The 17,445-nt window shown below is 56.2% G+C and carries 14 protein-coding genes; 10 read left to right on the top strand and 4 right to left on the bottom strand.

The features are described 5' to 3' along the window. A complete protein-coding gene (locus tag ACK4S7_RS05080; protein ID WP_409644912.1) occupies window positions 1-2,244 on the bottom strand; it encodes a molybdopterin cofactor-binding domain-containing protein in 2,244 nt (747 codons plus the stop codon). Beyond that, window positions 2,244-2,726 (bottom strand): (2Fe-2S)-binding protein, encoded by a 483-nt coding sequence (locus tag ACK4S7_RS05075; protein WP_409644911.1) that lies wholly within the window; start codon window positions 2,724-2,726, stop codon window positions 2,244-2,246. Before ACK4S7_RS05075 ends, ACK4S7_RS05080 begins: the two co-directional genes overlap by 1 nt. 69 nt (window positions 2,727-2,795) lie before the next feature. On the opposite strand from ACK4S7_RS05075, the gene ACK4S7_RS05070 reads away from it, so the two are divergent. From ACK4S7_RS05070 to ACK4S7_RS05055, 4 genes are all read left to right on the top strand, one after another. Further along, window positions 2,796-3,734 (top strand): XdhC family protein, encoded by a 939-nt coding sequence (locus ACK4S7_RS05070; protein ID WP_409644910.1) that lies wholly within the window; start codon window positions 2,796-2,798, stop codon window positions 3,732-3,734. After that, the gene (locus ACK4S7_RS05065) at window positions 3,734-4,327 is read left to right on the top strand and encodes a nucleotidyltransferase family protein (RefSeq protein WP_409644909.1); all 594 of its coding nucleotides are present in this window, start codon (window positions 3,734-3,736) and stop codon (window positions 4,325-4,327) included. The genes ACK4S7_RS05070 and ACK4S7_RS05065 overlap by 1 nt, the downstream gene beginning before the upstream one ends. After that, window positions 4,324-5,928 carry a sulfotransferase gene (locus tag ACK4S7_RS05060; RefSeq protein WP_409644908.1) on the top strand — a complete coding sequence of 535 codons (1,605 nt, stop codon included), beginning with the start codon at window positions 4,324-4,326 and terminating at the stop codon, window positions 5,926-5,928. The genes ACK4S7_RS05065 and ACK4S7_RS05060 overlap by 4 nt, the downstream gene beginning before the upstream one ends. Before the next feature lie 130 nt (window positions 5,929-6,058). Further along, a complete protein-coding gene (locus tag ACK4S7_RS05055) occupies window positions 6,059-8,476 on the top strand; it encodes a TonB-dependent receptor (protein ID WP_409644927.1) in 2,418 nt (805 codons plus the stop codon). A gap of 76 nt (window positions 8,477-8,552) precedes the next feature. On the opposite strand, the gene ACK4S7_RS05050 is transcribed toward ACK4S7_RS05055, so the two are convergent. Both ACK4S7_RS05050 and ACK4S7_RS05045 read right to left on the bottom strand, forming a co-directional pair. After that, window positions 8,553-10,172 (bottom strand): phytoene desaturase family protein, encoded by a 1,620-nt coding sequence (locus tag ACK4S7_RS05050; protein WP_409644906.1) that lies wholly within the window; start codon window positions 10,170-10,172, stop codon window positions 8,553-8,555. Then, a complete protein-coding gene (locus tag ACK4S7_RS05045) occupies window positions 10,169-11,329 on the bottom strand; it encodes an aromatic ring-hydroxylating oxygenase subunit alpha (RefSeq protein WP_409644905.1) in 1,161 nt (386 codons plus the stop codon). The genes ACK4S7_RS05050 and ACK4S7_RS05045 overlap by 4 nt, the downstream gene beginning before the upstream one ends. Window positions 11,330-11,364: 35 nt before the next feature. On the opposite strand from ACK4S7_RS05045, the gene ACK4S7_RS05040 reads away from it, so the two are divergent. From ACK4S7_RS05040 to ACK4S7_RS05015, 6 genes are all read left to right on the top strand, one after another. Further along, the gene (locus ACK4S7_RS05040; RefSeq protein ID WP_409644904.1) at window positions 11,365-11,961 is read left to right on the top strand and encodes a TetR family transcriptional regulator C-terminal domain-containing protein; all 597 of its coding nucleotides are present in this window, start codon (window positions 11,365-11,367) and stop codon (window positions 11,959-11,961) included. A gap of 18 nt (window positions 11,962-11,979) precedes the next feature. Beyond that, window positions 11,980-12,789 (top strand): tryptophan 2,3-dioxygenase, encoded by an 810-nt coding sequence (locus tag ACK4S7_RS05035; RefSeq protein ID WP_409644903.1) that lies wholly within the window; start codon window positions 11,980-11,982, stop codon window positions 12,787-12,789. A gap of 101 nt (window positions 12,790-12,890) precedes the next feature. Beyond that, the gene (locus ACK4S7_RS05030) at window positions 12,891-14,516 is read left to right on the top strand and encodes an alkaline phosphatase D family protein (protein WP_409644902.1); all 1,626 of its coding nucleotides are present in this window, start codon (window positions 12,891-12,893) and stop codon (window positions 14,514-14,516) included. Between the two features lie 89 nt (window positions 14,517-14,605). Continuing rightward, a complete protein-coding gene (locus tag ACK4S7_RS05025; protein WP_409644901.1) occupies window positions 14,606-15,724 on the top strand; it encodes an acyl-CoA dehydrogenase family protein in 1,119 nt (372 codons plus the stop codon). Continuing rightward, window positions 15,685-16,575, top strand: a complete 891-nt coding sequence (purU, locus tag ACK4S7_RS05020; protein ID WP_409644900.1) for a formyltetrahydrofolate deformylase — start codon at window positions 15,685-15,687, stop codon at window positions 16,573-16,575. Before ACK4S7_RS05025 ends, purU begins: the two co-directional genes overlap by 40 nt. 283 nt (window positions 16,576-16,858) lie before the next feature. Next, window positions 16,859-17,380 carry a hypothetical protein gene (locus tag ACK4S7_RS05015; RefSeq protein WP_409644899.1) on the top strand — a complete coding sequence of 174 codons (522 nt, stop codon included), beginning with the start codon at window positions 16,859-16,861 and terminating at the stop codon, window positions 17,378-17,380. Window positions 17,381-17,445: the final 65 nt, after the last annotated feature.

The raw sequence follows: 17,445 nt of genomic DNA, 5'->3' as shown, positions 1-17,445 counted from the left end.
TTATCCCTTCGCCTGCGTCATGATTGGCAGGTTGCGAATGCGCTTGCCCGTGGCTGCAAACAATGCGTTGGCAAGGGCAGGCGCGGCCGGAGGAACGCCGGGTTCGCCAATGCCGCCCATCTCTGCGCCGCTGTTCAGGAAGTGGATATCGTGCACCAGCGGTGACTGCGCCATGGTCATCAACGGATAATCGTTGAGGTTGCTTTGCTGCACCGCGCCTTTTTCAAGCGTGATGGCTTCGCCGATCGCCGAGGATAGGCCCATGATGGTGCCGCCCTCAATTTGCGCCATGGCGGCGTCAGGGTTCACGATGCTGCCTGCATCAACAACGGTGGTGACCTTATGTACCTTGGGCAAACCGTCTTCGCCGACCGAAGCCTCAACCACATGCGCGACGATGGTTTTAAAACTTTCGACCAAAGCAACGCCCCGACCACGTCCAGCGGGCAAGGGCGTGCCCCATCCGCTGCGCGCAGCGACTTCGTCAAGAACGCGTAGGTGGCGGGAGCCAGCCTTTAGATGGTTGCGGCGGAAGGTGACCGGATCTTCGCCCGCCGAATGTGCGAGTTCGTCCATGAAGCTTTCATTGTAAAAGCCCTGCTGCGTTGAGTTAACCGACCGCCACGCGCCCGTTGTCTGGTTCGACACATGTGCAAAATGCCTGCGCGACACAGCGGGCAGGCTGTATGGGAATACCGTCTCGCCCTCTGCGCTTTCGGGTTGGGCATAATCATTGCGGTAGGCGGCAATGCGTTTTTGCTCGGTCAGCGACGCCGTCAGTACCGCCGAACTTTGTGGGCGATATGCGCCTTGTGCGACTTCCTCCTCGCGGCTCCAGATCAACTTGACCGGATAGGGAAGCTGCATCGCAAGCTTCGTCACTTGCCCAACGATTTCCATATACATGGGCAAGCGGCGGCCAAAACTGCCGCCAATGATCATGGGATGGAAAGTGACCTTATCGGCGTCGAGACCCGATATCTCGACTGCCATCATCTTGGTCGCCAGCGGGTCTTGCATGCCGCCCCAAATGTCTAGCTTGCCGTCCTTATATTGCGCAGTGAGCGCAAAGGGTTCCATCATCGCGTGGTGGAGGAAGGGAACCTGATATTTCGCTTGGACCGGCTTTGCCCCGAGCGCCGCTTGCACATCGCCTTCACCAGCTTCACCGTCTGCCTCACCCTTGGCCATGAGCGCGTCATGCGCCTTGAAAATAGATGTGGTGGACATGCCCGCATTGCCACCGTCGCTGAAGCTAGGTGCCAAGGCACGTAGGCCGGAGATTGCGGGCCAATAGCCCTTACCAATGACAGCAACGGCGTCATCGAGCTTGATGACTTTTTCGACGCCCTTAATGGCCAATGCGGGCGCGGTGTCGACGGACGTCAGCTTTCCGCCGCGCACGGGCGCTGCCATGATTGTCGCAACGCGCATATCGGGGATCGCGAAATCCATGCCATATTGCGCGCTGCCGTCGACCTTGGCCGGAATGTCGAGCCGCTGCATCGATTGGCGGACCAAGCGATATTGCGATGGGTCTTTCAACTTTGGATCATTATTCAGTGTTAAGGTAGCCGCTTCCGCCGCCAGCTCGCCATAGCGCATAGACCGCCCCGACTTGGCATGGACGACATGGCTGTCCTGTGTGGTGAGTTCCCCCACCGGAGCATTGAAGCGCTTTGCTGCAGTTTCAATCAATGCAAGCCGCGTGGCCGCGCCAACCTTTTGAAACGTGACTTGGCCAGTGAAACGCAAAGCGGTCGATCCGCCCGTAATCTGAAGGTTCATTTGCCGCGCAATGAACGACAGAAATGATTGTGGAATGCCGTTGATAATCGCGGGCTGACCGGACATTTCGGCTAGAAACCCGCGACCCAAGCCCACATTGGCAAAGGCCGATTCCGCTGGAGCCGAGACGATGCGCACTTGTTCCCAAGTCGCGTCCAATTCTTCGGCGAGCATCTGCGCAAGGCCGGTGTTTGAGCCCTGACCGATGTCGGTATGTGGCGAATAGATAGTGATGACGTCGTCTTCGCTGATTTTTAGCCAGGTCGCGAAGCTGTGTCCGCCTTTGCTGCCGACGAGTGCCTTTGCATTCTTGGCCGCATTTTTATCGGCAATCGAGATACCGAACAAGCCAGCGCCAACTATCGCGACGCCGCCAATAAGAAAAGCACGGCGTTTGACGCCTTTGCGTTTTACAGGTGCTGCAGGCTCCATTTCGAGGGTCGGGTTGTCGGCCATCAGACTGCCCCCTCTACAGCTTGGGCCGCTTGTCCGGTCGCCGCACGAATGGCCTTGCGGATTCGCGGATACGTCCCACAACGGCATATGTTGGTCATCGCCTCGTCAATCTGCGCATCGCTGGGACGGCCAGTCTTTTCGATGAGGGCGACAGCGGCCATGATCTGCCCCGACTGGCAATAACCGCATTGGGGCACCTGGGCAGCAATCCAGGCCCGTTGCACGGCATGCAACGCGCCATCGGCTGATTTCAGACCTTCGATAGTGGTAATCGATTTGCCCGCCACTTCGCTGACAGGAACGCTGCAAGAGCGGGCGGGTTCGCCATCGACATGGACCGTGCATGCCCCGCAAGCCGCTATGCCGCAACCAAATTTTGTGCCAGTCAGGCCAAGCTCTTCGCGGATGACCCACAGCAAGGGCGTGTCCGGCTCAGCGGACAATGCCACCATTTTGCCATTAATTGACGTCTGAATAGCCATGTAGCTGAGCTCCCACCCTTAGTTGCGTTTCATATAGCAACGCTTCGTCCTCTTTGCTAGCGCGTAGCCATGCAAACAGGCAGTGCAAATCATGATCGTATCCTTGCCGCCGCAATCGATTGGATTGGCGCGCCTTTGGCGATAGCGACTGTGGTCGAAACATGGAAATCCGCGCCATGCCCCGTGGGCACCCATATGCTGGTCCATGCCGATGGTCGGTTTGTGGGGTCCGTATCTGGCGGCTGTGTCGAAGCCGATGTTCTGGAACGCGCGCAAATGGTTCTGGCTGGCGCGCCTGCCGTGTTGCGCCGATATGGTGTTGCCGATGACGCAGCTTGGGAAGTGGGGTTGCCCTGTGGCGGTGACATTCAGGTGTTGGTGCAGCCGGTTTCGGCAGAAGGTTTTCCGGAAAACCTGTTTGCCGAAATTATCAAGGCGAGGAGCGAAGGGTCGACATCAGCCGTTGAGACCGACCTCGCCTCTGGTCGCAGTAAGATATCGCGCGATACGAAGGCGGAAGGCTTTGTGAATGTCTATTATCCGCCGCGCCGTTTATTGATTGTGGGCGCTGTCGAGATTGCTGTTGCCTTGTCTGCGATTGCTGTCTCGCAAGGCATTGATGTCACCCTCTGCGACCCGCGCGGGCGATTTTTGACGGCTGACCGATTCCCCGGAGTGCGCCTTGATGACCGTTGGCCCGACGAAGCGGTCAAAGCGTTCGCGCCGGATAGCCGAAGCGCGATTGTCACCTTGAGCCACGATGTAAAAATTGACGATCCGGCGCTGCTGGCCGCGTTGGCGAGCCCGGCGGCCTATGTAGCTGCGCTTGGCTCCAAGCGGTCGCACCAGGCGCGGCTGTCACGCCTGTCTGCGGCGGGTGTCAGCGCGGAACAATCCGCGCGTATAGAGGGGCCAGCTGGCGTCGCAATTAATGCGATCAGCGCTCCGGAAATCGCACTTTCGATTGCAGGTGGGATGATCCGCGCGTTTAATGATGGCCTGCGCTAATGGAAGCAAAGCATGTCGCAATCGCCGTCCTCGCCGCTGGCAATGCGCGCCGCTTTGGTTCGGACAAATTGATGGCGGATTTGGATGGCGCGCCGCTTGGCTTACCTGTCGCGCAGCAACTGGCGCAGGTGGATGCCGCCGCGCATTTTGCCGTCTGCCAGCCCCAAGCAACTATCGCGTCGCATTATGCAGATTTGGGCTACGACATTATCGACAACCCGCAAGCTGACCTTGGACTGTCCGTTTCGCTCCATCTGGCGGTTGAGGCTGCTGCAAAGACAGAGGCGCAAGCGTTGCTGGTTGCGCTGGCCGACATGCCGTTCGTTCCGGCTTCCCATGTCGAAGCGCTTATTGCTGCTTGTGAAGGCGAAACCATCCAGTCATCCGACGCAAACCAACCCATGCCGCCAGCCATTTTTCCGCGTGCGATGTGGGCGCTGTTGCTAGAAACCAAAGGCGATGCTGGTGCGCGGCAAATTCTTTTGAACGCCATGACGTTAGCTGCACCCACAGGCAGTTTGCGCGATATCGATACCCCGGATGATTTAGCCGCTTCAAAAGCGCTGCCGCATCGCATAGACCCTGCTGCATGAGCGAGCTGTCTGCCCGTGCCGCGATTGACGCCGCGTTGCGAAACCCCCACCTCATGGCGGCTGCCACAGCTTTGTCGGAAAACAGGCTGGAGGATGCAGAGCCACTGTTGCGCGGCCATTTGCGTGATGCGCCGACTGATGTTGCCGCCATTCGCATGATGGCTGAATTGGCCGCGCGTGTTGGCCGGTTAAAGGATAGCGAGGCATTGCTGCGTCGTGCGTTGGAACTGGCACCGGATTTCGGCGCAGCACGCGCCAATCTGGCGACAGTGCTGTACAAACAGAACCGCTTTCCAGAGGCGCTCGAGCATCTCAATGCGGTATTGGCGGAAGGTGGCGACAATCCAGTCCAGCAAAATCTGAAGGCCGCAGCGCTTGGCCGGATTGGCGGCTATGAAGAGGCGATCGCTCTCTATCAGGAACTGACCACGCGTTTCCCCGACCATGCGAAATTGTGGATGAGCTATGGCCATATGCTCAAGACCGTTGGCAGTCAGGACGAGAGCGTTGCTGCCTATCGCCGTGCTTTAGCGGTAGAGCCCACTTTAGGCGAAGTCTGGTGGAGCCTCGCCAATCTCAAAACTACAAGCTTTACTGACGATGATGTCGCCGCGATGGATGCGGCCTTGACGTCGGAGGGGCTCAGTGCAGAAGACGAATATCATCTCCATTTCGCACTAGGCAAGGCGATGGAGGAACGGTCCGATCATGACGCGGCATTCATGCATTATGCCAAGGCGAACGCGCAGCGCAGTGCCGAATTGAAATATGATCCGCAAACGGTGAGCAGACAGGTAGACAAGATCATCGCGAGCTTCACGCCTGCCTTTTTGGAGGCGCGCGTCGGGCAGGGACATCATGCGCCTGACCCCGTTTTCATTATTGGCATGCCCCGCGCCGGCTCGACGTTAATTGAACAAATCCTCGCCAGCCATTCGATGGTCGAAGGGACAATGGAGCTGCCTGACATTCCGGCGATGGCGTTGCGCGAAGGGTGCGGCGAGGACTGGATTGACGCGCTGGCGGGTTTTAATCTCGACGATGCCGAACGGCTAGGTGCAGAGTTCATCGAACGCACGCGCATCCAGCGCAAGACGGACAAGCCGTTCTTCATTGATAAGCTGCCCAATAACTGGATATATCTCGCCTTCATCCGCCTGATCCTGCCCAATGCCAAGATCATCGACGCGCGACGGCATCCGCTGGATTGCTGTTTTTCCAATTACCGGCAGCATTTCGCCAAAGGGCAGGCGTTTAGCTATGACCTTGCGCATACGGGGCAATATTATGCGGATTATGTGCGTTTGATGGCGCATTTCGATAGTGTCGCAACGGGCTATGTGCACCGCGTTATTCATGAACGGCTGTTGGAAGACCCTGAAGGCGAGATCCGCAGCCTGCTGCAATTTTTGAATCTACCCTTTCAAGATGCCTGCCTGAATTTCCATCAAAACAAGCGTGCGGTGCGCACCGCTTCAAGCGAACAAGTGCGTCGCCCAATCAATCGCGACGGCGTGGATCAATGGAAACCTTATGAAGCGCATCTTACGCCTTTAAAGCGCGCGCTTGGCCCACTCTGGGAAATCTATCCCGCAATTTAATAGTTGCTGCATTGCAACACACATATGCAAAATTACTTGCAATCGTGTGACGCATCGAAAACATATTGCACAGAGGCGTGATTGAGAGCCTATTTATTACAGGTAACCAAGGGGGTAACTTGTGCATAAAATAACGAAACGGTCTAAAGTCCGGACGGCGTTGGCCGCATTACTTACATCAACAGCGTTCGGTATTGCCACGCCTGCAATTGCGCAGCAGGCCGATGACACGGATAGCAATGTCATCGTTGTGACAGCGCAAAAACGCGAACAGAATTTGCAAGATGTTCCAATTGCTATCAACGCCATTGGCAATGAAAAGCTCGACCAATTACAGGTCAGCGAGCTGCAAGATGTCGTTAAGTTCCTGCCCTCTGTGACCATTCAACAAGGCGGACCGGGTTTTGCTCAGGTATATTTCCGCGGCGTTGCATCTGGCGAAAATGCCAACCACTCGGCTTCATTGCCGACCGTCGGCACCTATCTCGACGAAATGCCGATCACCACCATTCAGGGCGCTCTCGATTTGCACGCCTATGACCTGGCGCGTGTTGAGGCGCTGGCCGGACCGCAGGGTACATTATACGGTGCGAGTTCAATGGCTGGCACGTTGAAGCTGGTCACTAACGCGCCTGACCCATCTGGCTTTTACGGAAGCGTGGGTGTTGAAATCAACAAGGTGGCGCACGGCGATTTCGGGGCGATCTATGAAGGATTTGTCAACGCACCGATCGCCGAGGGTGCCGCTGCACGACTAGTTGGCTGGTATCGGGATGATGGCGGTTATATCGATAACGTTCCGGGCGCGCGGACCTATGCCAGCTCTGGCATCACGCAGAGCAATGCCGCTTTGGTCGAAAAAAACTACAATGACGCTGAAACCTATGGCGCGCGTTTGGCGCTTGGCATCGATCTTGACGACAACTGGACGATTAAACCAACATTGATGGGGCAGGTTCAAAATACGGAAGGCAGCTATTCGCAGGAGCGTTCGGGGCAAACCACCCGTGATTTGCAGACTGTTCAATACAATCCCGAATCGAGCCGCGATAAATGGATTCAAGCCGCGCTGACTATTGAAGGCAAGATCGGCAGCTGGGACGTTACGGCAACGAGTGGCCATTTGCGCCGCAAGACCGAAACGCAGTCGGATTATTCCGATTATGCCTATTTTTACGATGCGCTGTCCGGCTATGGTAACTACTTCTATGACAATGCCGGGGACCTTGTGAACCCGAACCAATATATTCGGGGCATTGACCGATACAAGAAAAGCTTCGGCGAATTGCGTATTGCCAGCCCAGCAGATGCCCCATTACGGTTCATCGGCGGTGTGTTTGCGCAACGCCAGTCGCATAATATCGAACAGAACTACATCATCGATGATATTGCCGATTCCATCACTGTGACGGGTACGGACAGCAATATCTGGCTGACCAAGCAGAAGCGTGTTGATCGCGATTATGCAGCCTTTGGTGAGTTGACTTATGATCTGACAGACAAGCTCTCCTTCACGGGCGGTTTGCGTTATTATAAGTTCGATAACTCGTTGCAGGGTTTCTTTGGTTACTCAGCCGGCTATTCCAGCCGAACTGGTGAAGCAGCCTGCCTCAACACCGATGGCACAACGCGTCGCGCAAATCCCGCTGGCACACCCGTCCCGATCCTTGTGAATGGCAGCCCTTGCACCAATGTCGATAAATCGACGTCTGACACCGGCTTTATCCACAAGCTTAATGCGACCTACAAAGTCACCGATGACGTTCTGGTATATGCCACTTGGTCGCGAGGCTTCCGCCCGGGCGGGATCAACCGTCGTGGCACATTGCCGCCTTACGGGTCGGACAAGCTCGACAACTACGAACTTGGCTGGAAATCGACATTCGGTGCATTTCGATGGAATGGCGCAGTGTTCCAGGAAGATTGGAACAACATTCAGCTGTCGTTTCTTGGTGCGAACGGCCTGACCGAAATCCGCAACGCTGGTGTGGCCCGCATACGCGGTGTCGAAATGGATGCTGGTTTCCGTACTGGTGGGTTCAGCCTCAACGCTGGCTTTAGCTATAATGATGCGACAAGCCGCCGTGATTTCTGCGCTATTGCCAACGCAACCTTTGATTGCACTACGGTTGGTAATTCGCTGCTGGCTCCGTCGGGATCGCGCTTGCCAGTGACCGCCAAGGTCAAGGGCAATGCGATTGCGCGTTATGAATTCCCGGTCGCTGACTGGGATGGCCATGTGCAGTTTGCGGTCAACCACACAGGTAGCCGCAGAAGCGATTTGCGGCCAGCGCAGAACGCTATTAAGGGCAATCTGGATGCCTATACGACGGCAGACTTCTCCATCGGCGTGAAAAGCAATGTTTGGGCAATCGAGGCATTTGCCACCAATCTGTTCGACACGCGTGGCATCGTGAACACGGGCGTCCAGTGTCTTGAAACAGTCTGTGGAACGGGTGTTACCGCATCAACGCCGACTGGCGGCGCGTTCTATGATGTGGTCATCAAGCCGCGCTTGATAGGCGTGAAATTCTCGCGAGATTTCTGAAGATTGGTTTAAGTTTGTTGCCAAGAGCGACAGGGGGAGAAGCCGGATCTGAAAAGGTCCGGCTTTTTCGTGAGATTCAAGCAAATATTCGTTTGAACAGGCTGCGGTCGGCTAGTACTTCCGCCGCGCAATTATGCCCAGGCGCACCAGTAACCCCGCCGCCCGGATGGCTGCCTGCACCACACATATACAGGCCCTTTAGCGGCCCGCGATAGGCACCATGGCCGAGTATTGGGCGCGCTGACCACAACTGGTCAAGGCTCATATTGCCATGCATGATGTCGCCGCCGACGAGCCCGAATTTACGCTCAAGCCCTTTGGGACTGAGAATTTGCTGGCCAAGTACCGATGCGCGGAAGCCCGGGGCATACGCGTCGACGGTTCTGATGATATCGTCGGCCGCCTTGCCTTCTTCGGCATCCCAGTCGCGTGGTGAACCGTCCGCATCGTCAGGCAGTTCAGGCGCAAATTGCTGGCAGAACAGGCTGGCGACATGCTGACCCACGGGCGCGAGACTGTCATCGACTGTCGACGGGATAAGAATTTCGACAATTGGTTTTTGCGACCAGCCATCACGTTTTGCATCCAGAAACGCGCGGTCCATATAATCCAATGTCGGCGCGATGATGATGCCTGACTGATGATGCTCGCCGGGTTCGGGCAGGCAGGTGAATTTGGGTAGTTCCGAAAGCGCGACGTTCATGCGGAACGTTCCGCTTCCCGCTTTAAAGCCCTTAACGCGGCGCTTGAATTCAGGCTTCAGGTCGGCATCGTCGAACATGCGTTCATAGAGCAGCTTTGGCCCGACATTGGAGATGACACGGTCCGCGACGATTTCCTCGCCGCTTTCAAGACGCACGCCAGCGACCCTTTCGCCATCGACCAGAACGCGTGACACGGCCGCTTCAAGGCTGATTTCGACGCCCAGTTCGCGGCATACCTTGGCCATGATCTGCGTGATTGTGCCCATGCCACCAATGCTGTGGCCCCAAGCACCCTTGTTGCCATTCACTTCGCCAAAGACATGGTGCAACAGCACATAAGCGCTGCCCGGCGTGTCAGGGCTTGCATAATTGCCGACAACGGCGTCGAAACCGAATGCCGCTTTCACGGCTTCGCTCTCGAACCAGCTGTCGAGGAAACTGCGGGCCGACTTCGTGAACAGTTCAAGCACGTCGCGTTGCTGTGACAGGTTAAGCTTCATCAGACCGCGTCCCTGTACAGCGGCGTCGATGAACGTTTTGAGGCCATCTCCCACATTGGGCGGCGATCGCAATGCAAGGTCACGGAGGACGTCGGCAACGCCTTCAAGCATCTCGTAATATTGCGGCAACACGGCCGCATCATGTTTTGAGAAGCGCGCAAATTCGGCCTGCGTGCGGTCTAGGCCGCCGCCCAGTTTCAGATATCCGCCATCTTCCTGCGGCAGGAAATTGGAAATGGGCCGTTCAATGACGCGGTAGCCATGGTCGACCAGCTTCATGTCGGCGATGACCTTGGGTTGAAGCAGGCTGACGGTGTAGCTGGCGACTGAATTGCGGAAACCGGGGTGGAACTCTTCGGTGACAGCAGCGCCGCCGACAACATCGCGGCGTTCGACAATGCGGACCTTCAGGCCAGCGCGCGCCAAATAAAAGGCACAGACGAGACCGTTATGGCCAGCGCCAATGATGAGGGCGTCATATTTTTTGGTCATTTTTTGCTCCAGCCCGCTGCGGGGCGCCGTTCGAGGCGGGCCTCGGGAATGATGTGGCGGATCTGGCGGCAGAAGCTTTTCAGGCACACTTCCTTGTCGGACAGCGGGCCCATCGAGAAGCTGCGGCTCGCCATCCCTTGCTGTACGCGGGTGATGAGAACGGTGTCCTCGGCATTGACTTGCCGGTTGATCCGCCAGTTGAGGTAGCGCGTGGCGCGCATTTCGCGGCGGTCATCATGCAGTACATAGCTGATTTCGCGAATCACGCAGCTGTTGGGACCTGTTGGCAGCCACTGCATGAAGTCAACCTGATCGGGATAGATGTCGAACGCGACCGATGGCCAAAGTTTGAAATAGAGCCAGCGTTTCTGATTATCTGGGGGCAAATGCGGGACCGGTGGCAATAGGTTTTGGTATCCGCGCTCGGACCAGTTAGCTGATGGCCGGTCGACAAGGTCGCCCCACATGCGGTCGACATGCGGCTCTGCCTCTATCCCATAGCTTTTGCCGAACAAGCGCGTGAGGCCGGGGTGCGCGACGGGGATGTGCAAGCCGTCGGAGTAATTGTCGCCGACATTTTTCCAGTTCACATCGCGCGGCCGCATTGTGACCCGGCCAAGTGCCTTCAATTCCTCGAAACGGTAGGGCGCGACCTGGGCCTCATAAGGCGCCATCATTTCCGCCACGGACAGCCCGCCGTTTTCCAGACGGACAAACACAAATCCGCGCCAGATTTCCATATCGACCGGGACGAGGCCGGCCTTGCCCTTGTCGAGCGTAGGGTATGATGCGCTGTCGGGTACACCTGTCAAATGGCCATCGAGGTCATAAGTCCATGCGTGATAGGGACAGACCAATTTTTTGGCACACCCGCCGGAGCCATCGACCAAGCGGCTGCCCCGGTGGCGGCAGACATTGGTGAAGGCGCGCAGTTCGAGATCGTTGCCGCGCACAACAATGACGCTCTCGCCGATATAATCCAGGCTGTGCCAGTCCCCTGCCTTGGCGACGTCACTGACATGGCAGACCACTTGCCAAGAAGGACGGAATATGCGGTCCACCTCAAGCGCGGCGAATTCGGAATCATCATAGGTCCAGGCCGGTAAGCTCCAGCCCTCCAGATCATCGCGCTTCATGTGTAAGTCCGATTCGGACATCTTGCCCCCTTGTTGTACGAGTGTATAACAGTGCCATGACAGCGCGACAAGTCTTCACCCGCGAGAGTGCCGATACCCGCCGCGACGCTTTGATTGCGGCAACGGCGCGATGCCTTGCGACGCGAGGGGCACATGGGACATCGGTACGCGCGATTTGCGTGGAGGCCGGCGTGTCGGCGGGATTGCTGCGGCATTATTTTGACGGAATTGATGCGCTGGTGGCGGCGACCTATCGTGCCACAGGGGAACGCGTTGCAGCCGCGTTACATGCCGCGGTTGAAGCAGTTCCGGTGGAGGACGCGCGTGGCCGGTTACTCGCCTTTGTCACCGCAAGCTTTCGTGCGCCGATCGCTGATCCGGAGTTGCTTGCAACATGGCTGGCGTTTTGGAGCCTTTCACGGACAGTTCCTGCCATCGGCATAATCCATGACGAGATTTACGCCGAAAACCGGCAGGACATGGAACGACTGATCATTGCCTGCGCGAACGCGCCAGCGGATGCGAGGCTGGCCGCTGTCGCTCTGACAGCTCTGGTGGACGGCCTGTGGCTTGAGCTGAGCCTCGGTAATGCGCCCTTCAGCGTCGGCGAGGCGGAGGCTTTGGCGGAAAAGTGGCTAGATAGTTTCATTTGAAACATTAAGGTCATGCGAATGACTAACACCCCAGCTTCCGACCCGCCCATGACCTACGCGCGCTATCTTGCGTTGGATGCCTTGCTTGATTGCCAGCACCCGCAATCCGATCTGGATGACGAGATGCTGTTCATCATCATTCACCAGACGAAGGAATTATGGCTGAAGCAGACAATCCGCGAGCTTCAATTGGCGCAAACCCAGATCCGCAATGATGCATTGGTGCCGGCCTATAAGGCGCTCGCGCGTGTTAGCCGTATTCAGGCGGTGATGACGTTGAGCTGGGACGTCTTGTCCACGATGACCCCGTCCGAATATACCCGCTTTCGCCATGTGCTTGGGCCAAGCTCTGGCTTCCAATCGGACCAGTTCCGCACCGTCGAATATATGCTTGGGCTGAAAGCGGCGGCGTTCCTGAAATATCAGGAGGATCGGCCGGACGCACATGCAGCGATGACCGAGGCGCTTGTCAGCCCAAGCATTTGGGATGATGCGATTGCGGCACTGGCACGTGCGGGATTTGATCTGCCACTTGCCTTGCTTGCGCGCGACTGGAGCAAGCCGCATATCTTCTCGCCCGAGGTTGAGGCAGCATTTCTCCAAGTCTACCGAAATCCTGACCAATATTGGGAGCTATATCAGCTTGCAGAGAAATTGGTGGACCTTGACGACGCAATGGCGACGTGGCGGCATAAGCATGTCCTGACGGTTGAGCGTATCATTGGCGGTAAGACCGGAACCGGCGGCACATCTGGTGTTAGCTATCTCAGCAGTACGGTAACAAAGCGTGCTTTCCCCGAATTATGGTCGCTGCGCACACAGTTGTGATTGCCTGTCACATGGTTGAAATAGCATTTGATTAGCGCGTCATTCATGGCACCGGGATGTTGTGCCGCAGGGATTTTCTAATATATGAGGGGAAGCCGGAAATGTCATTTGTAATCGATCGCCGTAATTTGCTGATGACTGCCGGATTCGGCCTTGGCGGACTGATGCTGCCGGGCGGCGGCGCGATGGCGCAAACGCTTCTTGGCCTCACCGGTTTTACCCATAATGTTGCAAGCGGTGAACCTGGCCCAGACTCAGTGCTTTTGTGGACGCGTTATGTGAACCCAACTGGCGGCCCTTCCAAGGTCCGCGTGGAAATTTCGGATAGCCGCGATTTTTCCAGAATTGCGGGCGGCGGGCAGATGACAACTGGCCCGTGGCGCGACCACACAGTGAAGATAACCGTCGACAATCTCGCGCCAGGCAAATGGCACTGGTTTCGCTTTATCGCCCCCGACGGCAGCATCTCTCCGATTGGCCGTACAAAAACGCTACCCATCGGTAAGGCTGCGAAGTTCAACATCGCGATATTCTCCTGCTCCAATCTGGGCTTCGGCGAATTCAACGCGTACGGGCATGCCGCCGCCCGTGACGACATTGATCTCGTTCTCCACATGGGTGACTATATCTACGAATATGGGCGTGGTGGTTATGATGGCGGCGCAAAATTTGCCGCGCGCATGTTCCCGGCTGATGAAATCCTGACGCTGGCAGATTACCGGTTGCGCTACGCAAGCTATCGCACCGATGCACAGTTGCAGGCGCTACACGCCAACTTCCCGATGATTGCAAATACCGACGATCATGAAACTGCCAATGACAGCTGGGAGGGTGGGGCGCAAAACCACAGCGTTGATGAAGGCGATTGGAGCGCCCGGCGTAACGCAGCGATGCAGGTGTGGCGCGAATGGCTGCCGGTCGGTGAGCAGCCATGGAAGGAATATCCGATTGGCGACCTTGCGACCTATTACCGCACTGACACGCGCACAGTAGCACGGTCCAAGCCATATGCGCATAGCGACCTCATCCGCTCTGGTGATCCGGCGAAGGTATTTGCCGAATTCCGTGATGGCGCATGGCTTGACTCATCGATGACAATGCTGGGCAGCGAGCAGGAAGCGTGGCTGTCGCGCGCGATTGCCCGCAACAAGTCAACTTGGGCGGTGCTCGGCTCCGGCACCAACATGGGTTATAATTACACCCCTGAAAACGCCATGGACTGGTTCCCGGCTAATGCGCCGGAACGCACGCGCAATTATGTGCGTCAAGGCATTGCAGCCGGTAAGGCTGGCTTGCCCTATAATCTTGACAATTGGGGAGGCTATCCAGCGGCGCGCTCGCGGTTGCTAGCGGCGGCGCAGCGTGTGGATGCCAACTTGGTCGTCGTTACAGGCGACAGTCATAATGGCTGGGCCTATGACCTGCCGGAGGGCGGCAAGCCCGCTGGCGTCGAATTTGGCGGGCATAGCGTTTCTTCCCCCGGTTTTGAAAGTGCGGCACCGGGCCTTGATCCAACGATCATCGCGCGCGGTTTGCTTGAAGGTAGCAAGCAGGAACTACGTTGGGTCGATGCGTCCAACCGCGGCTATATGCATTTGTCGCTTACGCCGCAGGCGGCAACCAACGAATGGGTGTTCATGCAGACAGTCAAAGACATCTCGCTGGCAACAAAAACAGGGCACAAAATGAGAGTGCGGCCTGGCCGGAAGGTTCTTGAGCTAGCTTAAAGCCTGCTTTTAACTGATCGCTTAAATCGCCTTGATTTCTTGCATTGCCTCGCGCCATAGAGGATGGAATGGCGTGAGGAGAGAATGACATGCAGATGGCTGGGCTAGGGTATAGCGAAGAACAAATTGAGCTGCTTGATGTGGCCACCAGCTTTTGCCGAGACAAATCACCAATCGACCGCGTCCGCAAGTTGATGGACAGCGAACTGGGCTATGATGCCGACGTCTGGGCCGAAATGGCGGCCTTGGGCTGGACCGCAATTGCTATACCCGAGGCGCATGGGGGCGTTGGCTTATCGCTTGCCGAAGTGGTGCCGGTTGTTGAACAGATGGGCCGCAATCTGATGGCTTCCCCCTTTGTGTCGTCGGCACTGGCCGCCCAAGCGCTTATCACTGGCGGGACTGACCAGCAAAGGTCCGGTTGGCTACCCAAGCTTGCCGCAGGCGCAATCGGCACACTGGCCCTGTCGGAGGCGCATGGCGACTGGGATCTTCAGAATATCACGGCAACGGCAAAACTTGAAGGCGACGCCGTGCATCTGTCCGGAGAGAAACTCTTTGTAGCATGGGCAGAGACAGCAGATTTGGTTATTGCTTCAGTTATGCTCGATGGCAAACCAGCGCTGGTTTTGCTAACGGCCAAAGACGTACATGGCCGCCTTCGGCGCGAGTCCATTATCGATGAAACAAAGCGCAGCTTTGCATTGTCTATGGACGGGTTGGTCGTATCTCGTGCAGCCTTGCTAGAGATCGCGCGCACATCATTGACGCTGTCACATCTTGAACAAGCTGCAAACCTGTTGCAAAGCGCAGAAATGTGCGGAGGTTCACAAAGTGTCATCGACTATACGGTCAGTTACCTGCAAACGCGCAAGCAGTTTGGTAAGCTGATAGGCGAGTATCAGGCGCTTAAGCATCCGACGGTTGATGCATATGTCGAATATGAAAAGGCCCGGTCACATCTCTACAGTGCGGCCAACAGCTTTGGCGATCAGGGCGTAGGCGAAATTGCCGTACGGATGGCCAAAGCTGCTGCGGACACAACTTACAGCTTTGCTGCGGACCGGGCGATACAGTTTCATGGCGGCTTTGGGTTCACCCATGATTGCGATGCTGGTCTCCACCGCCGCGCGGCTATTTTTCACGCATCCCAATTTGGTGACGCGGCGTGGCAACGCGCCAAGCTTGCACCCATGCTGATCGGGTGACCCAGCATCATTTCATTCTGCTGATTACCTGCGATGACCGTCCGGGCATAGTCGCCGCTGTCGCGCAATGCATCGCAGGGCAGGGCTGCAATATCCTTGAGAGCGCACAATATGGGGATAGCGACACCAACCGCTTTTTTATGCGGGTAGCCTTCGCGCCCCCTGCTGGACTTGGCATTGAGACCTTTCGCCACGCGTTTGCGATTGTGGCTGACGAAATCGGCTGTGACTGGCAGGTGCATGATGCCTCGCGCAAGGCACGTGTGGCCATATTGGTCAGTCAGGGGGGCCATTGCCTTAATGACTTGCTGTATCGGACATCGACTGGTCGTATGCCGATGGAAATCACCAGCGTCATTTCCAACCACCGGACGTGGCAGCGTCGGGTGGAGCATGAGGGGCTGGATTTCCATTTCTTGCCCGTCACCCCCGAAAATAAATCTGCGCAAGAGGAAAAGCTGTTGGCTTTGCTTGATTCGCAGCGCGTCGACCTTGTGATCCTGGCCCGATATATGCAGGTGCTCTCCGCCGATTTATGCGCGCGCATGAGCGGACGGATTATCAATATCCACCACAGTTTTCTTCCGGGCTTCAAAGGGGCGAGACCCTACCACCGAGCGCATGAGCGCGGCGTCAAAATGGTCGGCGCAACGGCGCATTATGTAACTGCGGACCTCGACGAAGGTCCGATCATCGCGCAAGATGTTTCGGTCGTGGATCATGCAGATAAAGTCGATGACCTCATTGCACAGGGGCAAGATACGGAGAGCAGGGTTTTGGCCCGCGCCGTCAAGGCACATATTGAACACCGTGTTTTGCTGAACAGCAACCGGACCATCGTGTTTAGGTAGTTAGCTAACATTCTCAGCTTAAAGCGTTATTTTTACTGTTTCGACAAAAATTTTTCTGACTTTGGTATGTCGGCAATAGCACCACAATGGCGATATTTGGTTGCGTTCCGGTGGCGATATGCCGTGCATTTTTCGACGGGCAGGGTAACAGTCCGTTCTGTCCAGTATAAGCCTCGGGTCGTTATGATGCTTATTCCAACTATCTCGGCAGATTAAGGAAATATAAGGCGAACTTTGTTCATTAATCGCAAAGGATTTCCTGTACTTACGCAAGGGAGGAAATATGTTCGACAGCCAAAGCAACTCTGACCTTATGGATCAAATACATACTTTTGATGTGCCGATAAAATTCACCCGGACTCAATTGGAAAAAATGCTGCGCGCAGTTGATGCCGAGGTTGATGAGTCTGAACTGCAGTCCCATGAACCGGAACCCTCAAACATCGCCACCAGCTACGCTGTGAAGAAAGCGACAGATCTGATTGAGATCACCAAAAGGCGTTCCCGACTGGCGTCGGCAGCAAATTTATTTGCTGATCCGGCTTGGTTCATATTGCTCGACCTATTTGTGCGGCAGAATTCAGGTCTCAAGACAAGCGTGTCAAGTGCGTGCCATGCATCATTTTCACCAGTCACGACCGCCCTGCGGCATATTGCGATACTGACTGAACGTAATATTATTAAGCGTCAATTTGACCCCGAAGATCAACGACGGGTTTTTCTGGAACTCACGGAAGAAACGGCTGCCGAAATCCAACGCATATTGTTGAATGACGTTTACAGGGACATGGCAATCGCGTCCTGACCGGTTGTCAGCGGCAACAACTCAAGGCGTTGCTTTTTATTTGAAATAGGTTCTAAATGTTGATC

The sequence above is a fragment of the Sphingorhabdus sp. genome, assembly GCF_046292425.1.
Lineage (GTDB): Bacteria > Pseudomonadota > Alphaproteobacteria > Sphingomonadales > Sphingomonadaceae > Sphingorhabdus_B.
This window is presented reverse-complemented; position numbering and strand designations above follow the sequence as displayed.